13 protein-coding genes are annotated in these 15,048 nt (G+C 67.1%); 8 read left to right on the forward strand and 5 right to left on the reverse strand.

What is annotated here, in order from left to right; translation table 11 throughout:
• From NZM16_RS01360 to NZM16_RS01380, 5 genes are all read right to left on the reverse strand, one after another.
• Positions 1-273 (reverse strand): biotin/lipoyl-binding protein (locus NZM16_RS01360; protein ID WP_295477962.1); only part of this gene is annotated, 273 nt, incomplete at its 3' end.
• A 7-nt stretch (positions 274-280) separates the two neighbouring features.
• Positions 281-895, reverse strand: coding sequence for a TetR/AcrR family transcriptional regulator (locus NZM16_RS01365; protein WP_295452109.1), 615 nt, complete (start codon positions 893-895; stop codon positions 281-283).
• A gap of 525 nt (positions 896-1,420) precedes the next feature.
• Positions 1,421-2,455 carry a hypothetical protein gene (locus NZM16_RS01370; RefSeq protein ID WP_295452106.1) on the reverse strand — a complete coding sequence of 345 codons (1,035 nt, stop codon included), beginning with the start codon at positions 2,453-2,455 and terminating at the stop codon, positions 1,421-1,423.
• Between the two features lie 48 nt (positions 2,456-2,503).
• Complete coding sequence (locus NZM16_RS01375; RefSeq protein ID WP_295452105.1) at positions 2,504-3,100, reverse strand: sigma-70 family RNA polymerase sigma factor; 597 nt, start codon at positions 3,098-3,100, stop codon at positions 2,504-2,506.
• A 105-nt stretch (positions 3,101-3,205) separates the two neighbouring features.
• The gene (locus tag NZM16_RS01380) at positions 3,206-3,799 is read right to left on the reverse strand and encodes a hypothetical protein (RefSeq protein ID WP_295477965.1); all 594 of its coding nucleotides are present in this window, start codon (positions 3,797-3,799) and stop codon (positions 3,206-3,208) included.
• Between the two features lie 223 nt (positions 3,800-4,022).
• Here NZM16_RS01380 and carA point away from each other — a divergent pair, with 223 nt between their 5' ends.
• The 8 genes from carA to NZM16_RS01420 all read left to right on the forward strand — a co-directional run.
• The gene (gene carA / locus NZM16_RS01385) at positions 4,023-5,144 is read left to right on the forward strand and encodes a glutamine-hydrolyzing carbamoyl-phosphate synthase small subunit (RefSeq protein WP_295477968.1); all 1,122 of its coding nucleotides are present in this window, start codon (positions 4,023-4,025) and stop codon (positions 5,142-5,144) included.
• Positions 5,145-5,274: 130 nt separating this feature from the next.
• Positions 5,275-8,493, forward strand: a complete 3,219-nt coding sequence (carB, locus tag NZM16_RS01390; RefSeq protein WP_295477971.1) for a carbamoyl-phosphate synthase large subunit — start codon at positions 5,275-5,277, stop codon at positions 8,491-8,493.
• Between the two features lie 10 nt (positions 8,494-8,503).
• Positions 8,504-8,860 carry a hypothetical protein gene (locus NZM16_RS01395; protein WP_295452095.1) on the forward strand — a complete coding sequence of 119 codons (357 nt, stop codon included), beginning with the start codon at positions 8,504-8,506 and terminating at the stop codon, positions 8,858-8,860.
• A 38-nt stretch (positions 8,861-8,898) separates the two neighbouring features.
• Positions 8,899-9,387, forward strand: a complete 489-nt coding sequence (locus NZM16_RS01400) for a permease (RefSeq protein ID WP_295477974.1) — start codon at positions 8,899-8,901, stop codon at positions 9,385-9,387.
• Between the two features lie 117 nt (positions 9,388-9,504).
• Positions 9,505-11,145: an MFS transporter gene (locus NZM16_RS01405; RefSeq protein WP_295452090.1), complete on the forward strand. Its 1,641-nt coding sequence runs from the start codon at positions 9,505-9,507 to the stop codon at positions 11,143-11,145.
• A gap of 28 nt (positions 11,146-11,173) precedes the next feature.
• Positions 11,174-12,889, forward strand: coding sequence for a DUF3352 domain-containing protein (locus tag NZM16_RS01410; RefSeq protein ID WP_295452088.1), 1,716 nt, complete (start codon positions 11,174-11,176; stop codon positions 12,887-12,889).
• A 302-nt stretch (positions 12,890-13,191) separates the two neighbouring features.
• Entirely contained in the window at positions 13,192-13,899 is a 708-nt protein-coding gene (locus NZM16_RS01415) for an LppX_LprAFG lipoprotein (protein ID WP_295477977.1), read from the forward strand.
• A gap of 203 nt (positions 13,900-14,102) precedes the next feature.
• Positions 14,103-15,048 (forward strand): ATP-binding protein (locus tag NZM16_RS01420; RefSeq protein WP_295477980.1); only part of this gene is annotated, 946 nt, incomplete at its 3' end.

Raw genomic sequence — 15,048 nt, forward strand, 5'->3', positions numbered from 1 at the left:
CAGGCGGGCCAGGGGCTGGCCCTTGCGAACCGTCTCACCCTCCCGAACCAGGATCTCGGCCACCGTGCCGGCAGTGGCGAAGTTCAGGACCGCCTGGGCGCGCGGGCGGATTTTGCCCGCCGCGCTCAGAGTGATCCGAAGGGTTCCTCGTCGGATCGTCGCGGTATCAGTGAAGGCGGGCGGTTGCGCTCGGGCGCGTTCGAAGAGCGCCCAGGCGCCGATCACGATCGGAACCATCAAGGCGAGGAACAACAGCCACCGGCGGCTTCGCATCGGTCGTTCACCTCCCAGCGAGTTCTTCGGAATGGCCTTCCAGCCCCCAGAGGAACAGCGTGGTCAGTTCATGGGCGATCTGCCTGGGGGAAAGCATAGCCAGCTCGGGATCCATCTCGAGGCCGAAGATCGTTACCCCATGCAGGGCTCCCCAGATCGCCCACAGGACCAGGGCGGGGTGTAGCGAGCGCTGACGTTGCTGGAGCGCGGCGGCCAGCAGTTCCCGCATCTGTTCCAGGAAGGGCCGGGCGATCTGCTCGATGAACGTTCGACGAACCGCCTCGTCGGTTCGAATCTCCTGATAGAGGGCCTGCATCAAGGGAAGGTGCGCCCGCATGGCGGTCAGGCGCTCCGCGAGGAACGCCTCCAGCCACTCCCGGGATTCCATGGTCCCCAGCGCCTGGAGCTGCTGCTGGATCGGTCGGATGGTGAGCGCCTCGAACAGGGCGAGGAGGAGATGCCGTTTGGTCGGAAAGTAGCGGAAGATCGTCCCCTCGGCCACCCCGGCGGCCTGGGCGATGGCGCGGGTAGTGGCGCCCCGGAACCCATGTCGGGCGAAGACCTGGGCGGCTGCCTCCAGGATCTGAGCCCTCCGGACCTCCGGGTTCACTCGCAGCGCCATGGGTTCCCCCTGTGAAAGTGAGCACTCACTCAGCATACCGGGGATCCGTGGTTTCGTCCACTTTTCCCAATGGCTCATCGCTGCCGATTGTCAGACGGGCTCATGGGGGGATCGTGTTGGGGAATCGCCTGGGTGGGGGGTGCCTTTAAGGAAACAGCCCGTTCATCCATCATTCCGGCGATCATAGGGGGTTGCCCGAATAGGGCAACCACAGGGGTTGCCTATGTGGGGCAACCACGGGGGTGTCCCCACGAAAACGATCCGGCGCACCGCGCGGCATTTTGTAGGGGCAGGCCGCTGGCCTGCCCCAGGCCCCCGTGCGTGCCCCAATGGTGGGGCGACCGCAGGGGTCGCCCCTACAAAAACGATCCGGCGTGTTGTGCATTTTGTAGGGGCAGGCCCCTGTGCCTGCCCTAGGCCCCTGTGCCCGCCCCGATTGGGGGGCAACCACAGGGGGTTGCCCGAATAGGGCAACCACAGGGGGTTGCCCCTACAAAAAACGATCGCGCCCATCCTGGCCTCTTCTTAGGGTTCCGGTGTTAGGGGGAAGCGCCACGGGCCGGGCAGGCGAATGGGCTCCATCCCACCGACAGGATCCCATCCGATCAGCTCCAGGACCTGGAGCGATCCTTCAGGGAGGCGCGGGTCGGTGGATCCCACCGGGAAGAACGTTCGAAAGCATCCAGCTCCATCCCGGGTGATCCCTCCGGCGAAGACAGCGCGTGAGTCCAGCGCTAGCATGAGGATCATGCTCCACGATTGCCAGGGATCCAGGGAGACGATGCAAAGCCGTGTCTTGGTTCCCGAGGGGGCCGCAATCAGCCGCTCCAGGGTGATCGTGATCTCGTTCGCCGTCGCCGCGCGCGGGGTGCGAAGGGCGTATCCCGGATGCACTGGCACCGTGAACGAAAAAACGAAGGGTTCGATCTTCCCCGGATCCCCCGAGGGCCTTTCCTCGGATTGGGGATCGAGGGTTTCCAGCCGAAGCGTGAGCTGCAATGACAGGGCGCTGGAGAGCTCGGCGTGCCCCCATGCATCGAAGGCGACCACGAAGACATGCTCGCTAGGAGGAAGCCGGAGGCCGATAGCCTCCGAAGCACCCACCAGGCCTTCCTGGGCCTCGAGGGAGAAGACGCGCCCGGCTTCGTCCTGCAGGCGGACCTCCGGGATGACCAGAAGCGCTTGGAGCTCCGGCGCGCCCTGGATGCGATAGCCGATCAGGATCGAATTCCAGTCGGCGTAAGCCCACTCCAGCGTGATGACGTATCCATCCCGTTCCTGTCGCAGGCCCAGCGGCGTGACCAGGGACGCCCGGAAGGGCCGCTGAGACAGGGCGAACCGTTCCCACAGCCCGCCCGCGTAGGCGCCTACGCCGATGGCGAGGGCCAGCAGCAGCGCGGCCAGCCCCCACGCCAGCGGTTGTCGGAGCCATCGCCGGAGGCGGAGTGGACGAGGCGAGGGCTCCAGTTGAGTCCGGATCCGCGGCCACAGGCCGGCCGGCTTCGGGAATCCCTCTTCCGCCAGCTCTTTCAGCGCGCGACGGAGCGCCTCCTCATCCATTGGAAGCTCCTCCCTTGCTCTCAAGGCGGAAATGCAGCGGAACCGGTCTCAGGGATCCGGCACAGCGGGCGATGACGCTTCGATGGATTTCAGGGCCAGGCGGAGTCTTTGCCTCGCCTCGTAGAGATAGTGCTTGACGGCGCCCACGCTGCAGCCCATCGCCTCGGCGATTTCCCGTTCGCTGAGGTCCTCGTAATAGCGCAGCACCACGGCCGTCCGCTGGGCCGGGGAGAGGCCTCGCAGGGCCCGCCAGAGCGCCTCCCGGGATTCGTTTTGCTCGGCGATCTCCTCGGGAAGCGGGTCATGATCTTTCCATTGCGTTTCCACTGCCCACAGATCCTTCTCCGATCCAGGGGCGAGCGCCGGTCGCGACCGGCGCTGGCCGGCGATCCGCTGGGATTCCCGGATCACCAGTCGGAGGAACCAGGGCCAGAACGGGCGCTCCGGATCGAAGCGGTGGCGGTGCTGCCATGCGCGCAGGAAGGCGTTCTGCGCCGCGTCCTCCGCGTCCATGCGATCCTGGAGGATCGGGTAGGCCACCCGGAGCGCCCGCAGCTCATAACGATGCACCAGCGTCGCCAGCCCTTCCGGATCCCCCTCGCGCCACCGTCGGATCGCCTGCGGCTCGTCCAGCGGATGCTCCATCGTCGTCTCTCTTGGCCGGCGCTGGAAGTCGATGACCTCCCCGCGGCCAGGAGCCGCGGAGAGGGGCCTCGGAGAAGCGTTCCGGGAACATCGTGTTAGGAGCGCTCAGTCGCCGCGCCGGGCGGACGAAATCCGATCGTTAAAGGAATAGACCTGCAGGTCCGGGATGCTAACGGTGAAGGTCCGCCGGTCGCCTCCGAAGTTGATGTGCTCGAAGTAAGCACTTACCCCTGCGCCGGACGGGATAAAGATGGAGGATGCGATATCGTTGAAATGGACGGAGCGCAGGTCATTGTAGTCGTAGCAGAGGACGAAGTTCCGCCCTCCGTAGGATGCGTGCTCCCAGAGCACGGCGTAATACGCGCACCCGACCGGGACGACGGCGCCCGACTGCCGGAGCTGCTCCACCCGGGCGCGATCCACCCCCGGGAGATCCAGGCCGGTGGCGGCGGCCAGCTCCTCGTTGGTGTCGTAGCAGGTGAGGATCCCCGGTCCCAGGCCGTCGTGGCATTTGGGTTCCACGCCGCGGGCCAGCCGCTCTCCGATGGGAACCAGCCGTCCGTAATACCAGACGGGGCCGGCCGGATCGCCCCATGATGGGCGGACGACAGCTCCCAGGCCGATCAGCGTCAGCCCTCCCAGGGCCACCGCCATGACACCCAGGCCGGCGATCCAGCGCCAGCGATGCGTGCGTCGCATGATCCACCTCCTGAAAAAGTTTCTGCCATGGAATACCTGCGACTGGGTCAAAAGGTGGGGGACGCGGGGAGCCTGGGCGCGCTTCGCGGGCCGAGCGACACCATGCGCGGGGGGTGGGTAGGGGCACGCCGCAGCGTGCCCCTACCGGTTGAAAACCTTGACATCTCGATCCGCCATGTCTAATATCTCCCTCCAAATATGTCCCTTCGCCGAAGGAGGTAAGATGCGAGGGATCCTGGCGCTGGAGGATGGGACGGTCTTCATGGGCTGGGGCTTCGGGGCTCGTGCCACCGTGGTGGGGGAGGTGGTGTTCAACACGGCGATGACCGGCTATCAGGAGATCCTGACGGATCCTTCCTACCGGGGCCAGATGGTGGTAATGACCGCTTCTCACATCGGCAACGTGGGTGTCAACGAGGAGGATGTGGAGAGCGATCGCCCCCAGGTGACCGCTTTTATCGTCCGCGCCCTGAGCCCGGTGGTCTCCAACTGGCGAGCGAAGGAGAGCCTGGAGGCCTATCTGGCCCGTCACGGGGTTCCCGGCCTGAGCGAGGTCGACACCCGCGCGATCACCCGGCTCATCCGGATCAAGGGGGCCATGAAGGGCGCTCTTTCCACCGAGGAGGGGATCGACCCGGAGGCCCTGGTGGAGATGGCCCGCGCCTGGGAGGGCCTGGAGGGCCGGGATATGGTGCGCGAGGTGACCTGCGCCGCCCCCTATGAGTGGACCGAGGGCTCCGGCCGCTGGCAGCCCCACGGGTTCCAGCCGGACCCCGAGCCGCGGCGCCATGTGGTTGTCTACGACTTCGGGGTGAAGCGCTCCATCCTCCGCCGGCTGGTCGACCGAGGCTGTCGGGTCACGGTGGTGCCCGCTCACACACCGGCCGATGAGGTCCTGCGCCTGAGCCCAGACGGTGTCGTCCTCTCCAACGGCCCGGGGGATCCGGCCGGGCTCCCCGGGATTGTGAGCACGGTGCGCCAGCTGCTGGAGACCGGGATCCCGATCTTCGGCATCTGCCTGGGCCATCAGCTGATCGCCCAGGCGATCGGCGCCCGGACCTATAAGCTGCCCTTCGGACACCACGGGAGCAACCACCCGGTGCGGGAGGGCGCCACCGGTCGGGTGCAGATCACGGCCCAGAACCACAACTACGCCGTGGATCCGGACACCCTGGATCCGCGCGAGGCGGTGATCACCCACATCAACCTCAACGATGGCACGGTGGAGGGCCTGGCGCTGAGGGATCGACCGGTGTTTTCCGTGCAATATCACCCGGAGGCCCACCCCGGCCCCCACGACGCGGACCCCCTGTTCGATCAGTGGGTGAAGCGGTTAGGAAGCTGAAGGGGCCCTGCGTCAGGGCGGCAGAACGGATCCTCTATGCGTAGAACGCTCAGGGGCCCGAGGCACGGCCCGTTTGTCCGAAATCCCATCCCCCAATCCCCCATTCATAAACGGCTGGAGCGATCGATCGATGCCGCGGCGCACAGATATCCGTTCCATCCTGGTGATCGGTTCCGGGCCCATTGTGATCGGCCAAGCGGCTGAGTTCGATTATTCCGGAACGCAGGCGTTGAAAGCTCTGCGGCGGGAGGGGTATCGGGTGATCCTGGTCAACTCGAACCCGGCCACGATCATGACGGATCCCGAGTTCGCCGACGCCACCTATATCGAGCCGCTGACGCCGGAGATCGTGGAGCAGATCATCGCCCGGGAGCGCCCGGAGGCCTTGCTTCCCACTTTAGGTGGTCAGACCGCGTTGAATCTGGCGATGGCCCTTTATGAAGGCGGGGTGCTGGAGCGATACGGGGTGGAGCTCATCGGCGCCTCCCCGAAGGCGATCCGGATCGCCGAGGATCGCTTGGCCTTCAAGGAGGCCATGGAACGCGCCGGCCTGGAGGTCCCCCACAGCATCCTGGCCCGCTCGGTCGAGGAGGCCGTCGCCTTCGCGGACCGCGTGGGTTACCCGGTGCTGATCCGCCCCTCGTTCACCTTGGGCGGCACCGGGGCCGGCATCGCCCGTTCCCGGGAGGAATTGATCGATCGGGTGGACCTCGCGTTGCGCCTCAGCCCGGTCGGCTCCGCCCTGATCGAGGAATCCCTGCTGGGCTGGAAGGAGTTCGAGCTGGAGGTGATGCGGGACCGCCATGACAACTTCGTGGTGGTCTGCGCCATCGAGAACCTGGACCCCATGGGGGTTCATACGGGGGATTCGATCACCCTGGCCCCAGCTCAGACCCTCACGGACAAAGAGTATCAGCGCATGCGGGATTGGGGACGGGCCGTGATGAGCGCGGTGGGGGTGGAGACGGGGGGCTCGAACGTCCAGTTCGCGGTGAACCCCCGGGACGGCCGGATGCGGGTGATCGAGATGAACCCGCGGGTCTCGCGCTCCTCCGCCCTGGCCTCCAAGGCCACCGGCTTCCCGATCGCTAAGATCGCCGCGCTGCTGGCGGTGGGCTACACCCTGGACGAGATCCGCAACGAGATCACCCGGCGCACCGTGGCCGCCTTCGAGCCCGCCCTGGACTACGTGGTGGTGAAGATCCCCCGCTGGGCCTTCGAGAAATTCCCTGGGGCCGACCCCACCCTGGGCCCCCAGATGAAGTCGGTGGGGGAGGTGATGGCGATCGGGCGGACCTTCAAGGAGGCCCTCCAGAAGGCCATGCGGGGGCTGGAGATCGGGGCGAAGGGGTTTGAGGGCTTCCCGCCGGACCGGCGGCCGGCGGATCTGCGCCAGGCCCTCGCTTGTCCCACCCCTGACCGCCTGCGGGCGGTCCACGACGCCCTGATGGAAGGGATGTCCGTCGAGGAAGTCTCCGCCCTCACCGGCTATGACCCGTGGTTTGTGACCCAGATGGCTGAGCTGGTGGAACGGGAGCGGGCGTTGCGACGCTATACGCTCTCCACAGTGCCGGCCGCCCTGCTCCGCCATGCCAAGCGCGAGGGCTTCTCGGACGCCCAGCTGGCGGCCTTCTGGGGATGCTCCGAGACCGAGGTCCGCCGCCGCCGTGAGGCAGCCGGCATCCGGCCGCGCTACGCCCAGGTGGATACGTGCGCGGCGGAGTTCGAGGCCTACACGCCGTATCTCTACAGCACCTACGAGGAAAGCGACGAAGCGCCCCCGACGGATCGTCCGAAGGTCGTGATCCTGGGCAGCGGCCCCAACCGCATCGGGCAGGGGATCGAGTTCGATTACAGCTGCTGCCAGGCGGCCTTCGCCTTACGGGAGATGGGCCTCGAATCGATCATGGTGAACTCCAACCCGGAGACGGTGAGCACGGATTACGACACCTCGGACCGCCTGTATTTCGAGCCCCTTACCTTTGAGGATGTCCTGAACATCCTGGAGCGGGAGCGGCCCCTGGGGGTGATCGTGCAGTTCGGCGGGCAGACGGCCCTCAACCTCACCATGCCGTTGCATCGGGCCGGGGCGCGGATCCTGGGCACCTCCCCGGACGCCATCGATCTGGCGGAGGACCGGGGTCGCTTCAGCGCCCTGCTCCGGGATCTGGACATCCCACAGCCGGAGCATGGAACGGCGACCTCCATCGAGGAAGCTCTGGATGTGGCCCAACGCATCGGCTATCCCGTCCTGGTCCGGCCCAGCTACGTGCTCGGGGGGCGGGCGATGGCCATCTGCTACGACGAGGAAACCCTGAGGGCTTACATGCGGGAAGCCGTGTGGGTCTCGCCGGAACGTCCGGTGCTCATCGATCGCTTCTTGGAGGACGCCTATGAGGCCGAGGTGGATGCGGTGGCCGATGGGAAACGGGTGGTGATCGGGGGCATCCTCCAGCACATCGAGGAAGCCGGCGTGCACTCGGGGGATTCCGCCTGTGTGCTGCCTCCCTACAAGATCTCCCGCTATCACCTCCAGATCATCGAGGAATACACCGAGCGCATCGCCCTGGCCCTGGAAGTCCGCGGGCTGATCAACATCCAGTTCGCCATCAAAGACGACATCGTCTACGTTCTGGAGGCCAACCCCCGGGCCTCCCGCACCGTGCCCTTCATCAGCAAAGCCACCGGCGTTCCGCTGGCCCGGATCGCCACGCGGGTGATGCTGGGCCAGACCTTGGAGGAGATCGGCTTCACCCGTTCCCCGGAGGTCCGGGCCTTCTTTGTGAAGGAGGCGGTCCTGCCCTTCCGGAAGCTGCCGGGCGCCGACGCTGTCCTGGGCCCGGAGATGAAGTCCACGGGGGAGGTGATGGGCTGGGCGGAGCGCTTCGGGCACGCTTTCGCGAAGGCGGAGATGGCGGCGGGCGACGCGTTGCCTCTGAGCGGGACAGTGTTGCTCTCGGTGAACGATTTCGATAAAGGGAACGTGTTGAAGATCGCCCGGGACTTCCATCGGATGGGCTTTCGGCTGATGGCGACCCGGGGCACGGCGGAGGCCCTTCGGCGGGTGGGGCTTCCGGTGGAGGGGGTGAACAAGGTGAGCGAGGGCTCCCCGCATGTGGTGGACGCCATCCGGGAGGGACGGGTGCAGCTGATCCTGAACACGCCGTTGGGCCCCCGGGCCTACACCGATGGGATGCGGATCCGGCAGGCGGCGGTGCGCTACGGGGTGCCGCTGCTGACCACCCTCTCGGCGGCGGCTGCCGCGGTCCAGGCCATCCGGGCCATACGGGATCGGGGCTTTACGGTGAAGAGCCTCCAGGAGTATTATGAAGAGGCGTTGCGCCGTTAGGAGACTTCTGTTGATCGATCGGCCCTCGATCTTTCTGATCGATGTCTTTCTACCCAAAGATCGCCCGTTCGACCACCATCCGATGCAGCGGCGGATCCGGATCCGCCGGATGGCTCATCCGGAGCACGAGGCCTTTTTCAGCACGGCCGAGGATCTGGTCCTCTCCGAACTGGAAGGGTTTCGACAGGGCGGCGAAGTTTTCGAATCGCAACGGCGGGATGTTCTGGGGATCCTTCGGGTGCAAGGGGACGTTCTGGATTGGGAGGATCTCCGACGTTGGGCGGCGGAGCTGGGGGTAGCGGATCTGCTGGAGCGGGCCTGGAAGGCGATGGCTTCTGAATCCGTATCCACGCCGGTTGGGGCATGAGCGATCGGAAAACGGATCCGACGTGGAGGCTGGGCGGTATGGATATCGGGACGATGGTGGTCCTGATCCTGGCGGCCGCCATGGTCGTGATCGCCTATTTCCGGGGCGGGGAGGTGGCCGCGGCGGGCTGGCGGGGGACGTTCCGGGCGTTGCAGGATTTCCTTCCCCTCTTTATCGGGATCTTTGTGCTCATCGGATTCTCGGAAGTGTTGATCCCCCGGGAGATAATCGCGCGGTGGCTGGGTCCGGGCGCCGGCCTGCGCGGGATCATGATCGCCAGCGGGGTGGGGATGCTGATCCCCGGCGGGCCCTTTGTCTCTTTCCCGCTGATCGCGATGCTCCATCGAGCGGGGGCCGGCGTGGGGGCGGTGGTGGCCTTCCTCACCGCATGGTCCCTGTGGTCTTTGACCCGTCTGCCGCTGGAGTTCGCCATCCTGGGCCCCCGCCTGATGGCCGCCCGCCTGATCTCCACGCTGTTCATGCCGCCTTTAGCGGGTTGGATCGCTTACCGGCTGTTTGATCGATAGGGCCCCTTCTCCTCAGAGGGAGCGGCTTTCGGGTGGGCGAGGCCGCCGGAAATCTCCATCCAGCGCGATCGGCGGCGAGCCCGCACGGCCTCGGATCGAACACAGAGGGGAATCCCGATGGAACCGGCGAGCGGAGAGGCCCTGCGTGCTTCGGGGAAGCGAGAAGCAGGGGCCGCGAGATGGAGATTCTTCGGCCCGGCGGACGCCCCGCTCGGGCTTCTCGGCATCCTCGCGTTTGGGGTTTTCATCGCCGCCGATGACCTCACCGTGGTCAGCACGATGCTGCCCCGCATGCTCGTCGACTTCGAGGTCCCCATCCCATCGGGCCTGAAAGATGCCTCCTGGATCGTCTCCGCCTACCTGATCGCCTACGTGGTGGCCATGCCGCTGTTCGGGCGCCTTTCGGACCGCTACGGGCGCCTGCGGGTCTACGCGCTCTGCATGGCCCTCTTTCTGGCCGGGTCCGTTCTGGTGTTGCTGGCCCCGGATCTTTCCACTTTGATCGCGGCGCGGGCCCTCCAGGCCTTCGGCGGCGGGGGCGTGGTGCCGATCGCCATGGCGACCGTCGGCGATCGCTTTCCCGAGGGCCGCCGGGGCAGTGCCATCGGGGTCCTGGCCGCGGTGGACACCCTGGGCTGGATCTGGGGGCCGATTTACGGTTCGCTGCTCATCCGCTACGGGCCGGAGGCGGGCCGCTGGATGGCGGAGGCCCTGGGGATGCCCGCGGGCCTCGCCGCCTGGAGCTGGCAGTGGCAGTTCGCCCTGAATCTCCCCCTCGCGCTGCTGGCCCTGGTGCTGGCGGTGAGGAGGCGCCCGGCCTTCGTCGCCTCCTCTCCGGGGGCGCCGCGGATCGATTGGGCGGGCGCGGTGTTGCTCAGCGGGACGCTGATCGCGCTCCATGTGGGGATCATCGAGAGCGGCGGGGCGATGGAGCTGGGCTCCACCGGCATCGGCGCTTTGGAGGGATCCCAGCCGCTGGCGGGATGGCCGTGGCTGCTGCTGGGCGGGGCCGGCGTCGCCGGGTTGGCCTTCGTGGAGGCCCGACGATCCGACCCGCTGATCCCGGCAGGGTTGTTCCGACGGTGGAATTTCACCCTGGCCGGTCTGGTGAACCTGCTGCTGGGGCTGGGCCTGATCACGCCGATGGCCCAGGTTCCCCTGTTGATGAACACGTTGCGCTCCTACGGAGATACCCCGGAAGCGTGGATGGGGAACGCGGCGATCCTCAGCGGCCGGGTGCTGGCGGGGCTGACCGGGGCGATGGCCCTCGGGTCTTTGATCGGCGGGTGGGGGAGCGGCCGGATCGGCGATCGGGGCCCGGCGGCGCTGGGGATCGCCCTGGCGGCCCTGGGCCTGCTGAGCGCCTCCGGCTGGGGGATGGAGGAGCCGCTGACGCGGATGGCGCTGCAGATGGCGATGGTGGGGCTGGGGCTGGGGGCCGCCACGGCAGCCATCGGGGCGGCGGCGCTGGATGCGGCGCCGCCGGATGGGCGGGGGATCGCCTCCGGGCTGCTGCTGATCCTCCGGTTGATGGGGATGAGCGCCGGCCTGGCGGGGATTACCACGTGGGGGACCTCCCGCTTTCAGGCGCTGGCGGCGGCCTATCCCCTCGAGGCGTTGCCTTCCGCGTTGCCCCACATCACGCTGACGATCATCCAGGAGACCTTCCGGCTGGCGGCGATGGGCGTGGCCCTCGCGTTCCCGATGGCCATGGCCTTGAGGCGTATGCGGAGCGATCCCAATAGACCTCTTTTCTGAGATCTAAATCCAGACCTGGAGGTGGAAAATGAGCCGAAGATGGATCCTCCTGTTGCTGATCCCGTTGGCCCTCTTTTCCTGTTGCGCCGCCGGGGTGGCCGTCGGCGCCCTGGCCTTCCCCCAATTGCGGGATCGGGTGACGGCCATGCTGGGCCTGCGCCAGCAGACCCTGGCCACCGAACTCATCCCGGCGGATGCCGTCTTTTACATGTCGCTGTCCTATAATCTCCAGGCCCAGCCGGGCTACGAGACCATCCGGAAGGCCTACCTGGACAACGCAGAGGTGAAGCGGGCGCTGGAGGACTTCCGAGCCCGTCTGAAGGAGGAGGCGAAGATCGATTGGGAGGCCGACGTGGCCTCATGGCTGGGCACGGAGGCTGGCATTGCGATTCTGGCGCTCTCCCCCGAGGCGCTGGAGCAGGGGCGGTTCCCCCTTGTGATCCTGATCGCTTCCCGGAATCTCCAAGCCTCCGAGCGCTTCCTGCAGCGGCTGCGGGAGCTCGCCGCGGAGCAGGGTCCTGCCTTCGAGGAGCGAACGTATCGGCGAACCCGTTACTGGTTCCGGCCCGGGCAGCAGGAGAACGAGCCCCCGGTTCTGATGGCCACCGTCCGCGATTTCGTGGTGTTCGCCGCCGATGAGCAGGCCCTGCGGGCGGTGGTGGATCGGGCGGAGGGGCAGGGCCAGGCGCTGGCCCGCGCTGATCGCTTCCAGCGGGTGATGAAGGAACTGCCGAGCCAGGCCGTGCTCCTCGGTTATGGGGATTACAACGGCCTTCTAAGGGTCCTTCGGGAAGCCCTCGCCCGACAACCAGAGGCGCCTCCGCTGGAGGAGCTGCTGGGCACCGGCCCCTCGGCGGAGCTCGCGAAGGCCATCGAGGCCGTCGGCTTCTCCGGCGAGCTGCTGCCGGAGGGCCTGCGCATCCAGGCCATCTCCCTGATCCAGCGCGACAAGCTGTCAGCGGAGGCCCAGTCAGCCCTGGACGTCCCGCCTATCTCGGAGGGCATGCTCGCCGGGGTCCCGGAGAGGGTGCTGGCCATCCTTCAGATTCCGCGGATCGGGGATCAGTTGAAGCAATCCCTCAATGCGCTCCGGAGCGTGCCGGATGCCGAGCAACAGCTGAGGGATATAGAGTCCGCCCTGGGGATCGATCTGGAGCGGGATCTGATCTCCTGGATGACGGGGGATCTCGTGCTCATCGTCCAGCCGATCCAGGCTGCGACGCCCCTCGGCGTGCCCGTCGGCGTCTCGGCGCTGATCGAGGCGGATCGCCCTCAGGAGGCCCAAACCGGGCTGGAGCGGCTGGAGGCTTTGCTGCAGACGGTCGGCCTCACCGTTGAGGATAGGGAACTCGAGGGGCGCTCGATCCGGGTGATCGTTGACCCGAGTGGAACGCCTGTGGTCGGCTATGCCTTCGGGCCGAGGGCGGTGGGGATCGGGTTGCCCCCCGAGGCCCTGGCCAGCAGCCATCCCGAACGCGGACCGGAGCGGACGATCCGGGACAACCGGCGGTTCCAGGAGGTCCTCCGCCGCCTGCCGGATCGCCGGAGCCAGCTCCTGTTCGTGGACGCTCAGGAGCTATGGAATCTGATCGAGGACCAGATCCCGTCTGCCGAACGGGAGGCGTTTCGGAGGGATGTTCGTCCCTTCCTGATTCCGATCCGCGGGGTCGGGATCGCCGGCGAGGCGCTTTCGGGCTCAGCGGTTCAGCGAGGCGTGTTCTTCGTTCAAATCACCCCACCGTAAGCGGAAGCGGCGGCTCTGCCATTCAGGCGAGATATTGAAGGCCGGGCGGGCGCGAGAGGATCCCGTCTGCCCGGCCTTTCTTCCGGAAAGCGGGCGATCCGCGCGGGGAAGCTGAGGGCGCGGGCGGGGGGTGGAGACCGCCGGAGGGCCCGACCGCGCCTCCCGGGGCGATGCGAGAAGGGAAGACCATGTAGAGGGGCCACCATTGGAGTCCCGGGCGGAGATCCCGAACCGGTTCCTCTCGAAGAGGCGGGCGGCTGAGCGGGAGCGCTCCTAAGATCCGGGAGGGGAGGCACGGGGGGATGAGGCGCTGGGGATGGCTGGGCCTGCTGTGGGTGTTGGGGCTGTGGCTTCCTGGCTGCCGTCGGGCGGAGCCGACGCCCGCGCTCACCGCTGCGGAGATCATCGCCCGAGCTGCGGCGGCGATGGCCGGGACGCGGAGCGTTCACTTCGTCCTCGAGCGGACCGGGGCGCCGGACTACCTGGACGCGGCCCGGCTGATGATGCTCCGCCGGGTGGAGGGCGACCTGGTCTATCCGGATCGCCTGCGGGGGATCGTCCGGGTGTTCAGCCTGGGGGTGGTCACGGAGATCCGGATCGTGCGCGTCGGCGATCGCACCTGGATCGCCCTGGCGGGGGTGGAGCGCTGGGAGGAGCTGACGCCGGAACGGGGGGTGGTGATCGATCCCCGCCTGTTTTTCGATCCGGAGCGCGGGGTGCCGGCCCTGATGGCCCGCGTCCCGCTCCAGCTGGTCGGCCGCGAAGCGGTGGACGGAGCCCCGGTCTACCATCTGCAGGGGGAGCTGGCGAGCGGGCCGCTGGAAGAATGGTCCGTAGGGCTGATCTCCGGCCGCCTGCGGGCTGATCTCTGGGTGGACGTGAGGACGTTCCGGATCCACCGGGTTCGCCTGATGGAGCTGGAGAGCGACCCGCAGGATCCTACGGTTTGGACGCTGACCCTGCGCGATTTCGATCAGCCCATCGAGATCCGGCCGCCCTCTGGGAGCTGACTTTCCAGTCTACCCGCGTCGCCGTATGCGTGTATACTGAAAGCGGATGGACGCAGCCTTCAGGAAGTTCCTTGCCTCCCGATCAACCATCCTGAGCATGGTGGTCTATCAAGGCCTGCTTCTTAGCAGCCGTAGAACTGATGCGATGGTAGGTCGGGAGGGCAACGAGGTGGTCTATTTCCCTTTTAAGAGGAGCGCGAGAAATGAGCAGCCATGATTCGATCGTTGCCCATCAGCTAGAGGTGGAGAACTTCCGGGGAATCGCGCGCGCTCAGCTCACGTTGACCCCCCTTACCGTCTTGGTGGGCCTGAACGGCAGCGGGAAGACGGCGGTCTTGGAGGCCCTTTATCTGGTTGGAGGGCATCGAAGCGGCCGGGTGGAGCTCAGCGATCGCGACCCAGTGGGACGGTCGCCTATCCTCCATGTCCTCCGCCGCCATGCGTATTTGGAGAAGGAGCCGCGCGCTCCGGATGCCGAGCTGCTTCTGGGCTCGGAGGATCGGCCGGAGGTGAAGCCGGACAGGGAGCCGGTGGAGGGCGGGAGCCCTGAAGCGGATCGCTCCTCGAAGCCGACTCCCAAAATTCACTTCGCGGAGCTGCGCATCCGCAGCCCACGATGGCTGATCCGGCTGGGAACGGACCAGGCCCGCCTTCGGATTTCCTCGCCCCCCACCTTCCAGTTGCAGGATGAGTGGGATCGCGGCCGGCAGGCGGTTCTGCTGGATCCCTCGGTCGGCGTCGAGCTGGAGGAGGCCCTTTGGTTCCCTCGGGATCCCGTAGATCCCCTGATCCAGCGAGAGCCCCCGATGCTGATGGAGGGGCGCGACGAATGGGTCGCGCAGCGGCTGCGGGAGATCTATCCGGGCTTGTCGGTCAGCCGGTTTTCCGGCGGCGCAGGGGGTGGGGAGCGGCCGCGCACGGTCTGGGCGGTGATCAATGGGCAGCCGGTTGCCATCGAGCAGCTTGGGGATGGGATTCAGACCGCCTTCCGGGCGCTGTGCCTGATGGCATTGGTGGAATCGGGGCTGTTCCTCTGGGATGAGCCGGAAGACCACCAGCATCCGGACGCCATCAACCGTCTTATGACGACGCTGGTGGAGGTGCTCCGCAAACGCCCGGCCTTGCAGGCTGTGATCGCGACCCAGAGCC

It is taken from the genome of Thermoflexus sp. (assembly GCF_025055495.1).
Lineage (GTDB): Bacteria > Chloroflexota > Anaerolineae > Thermoflexales > Thermoflexaceae > Thermoflexus.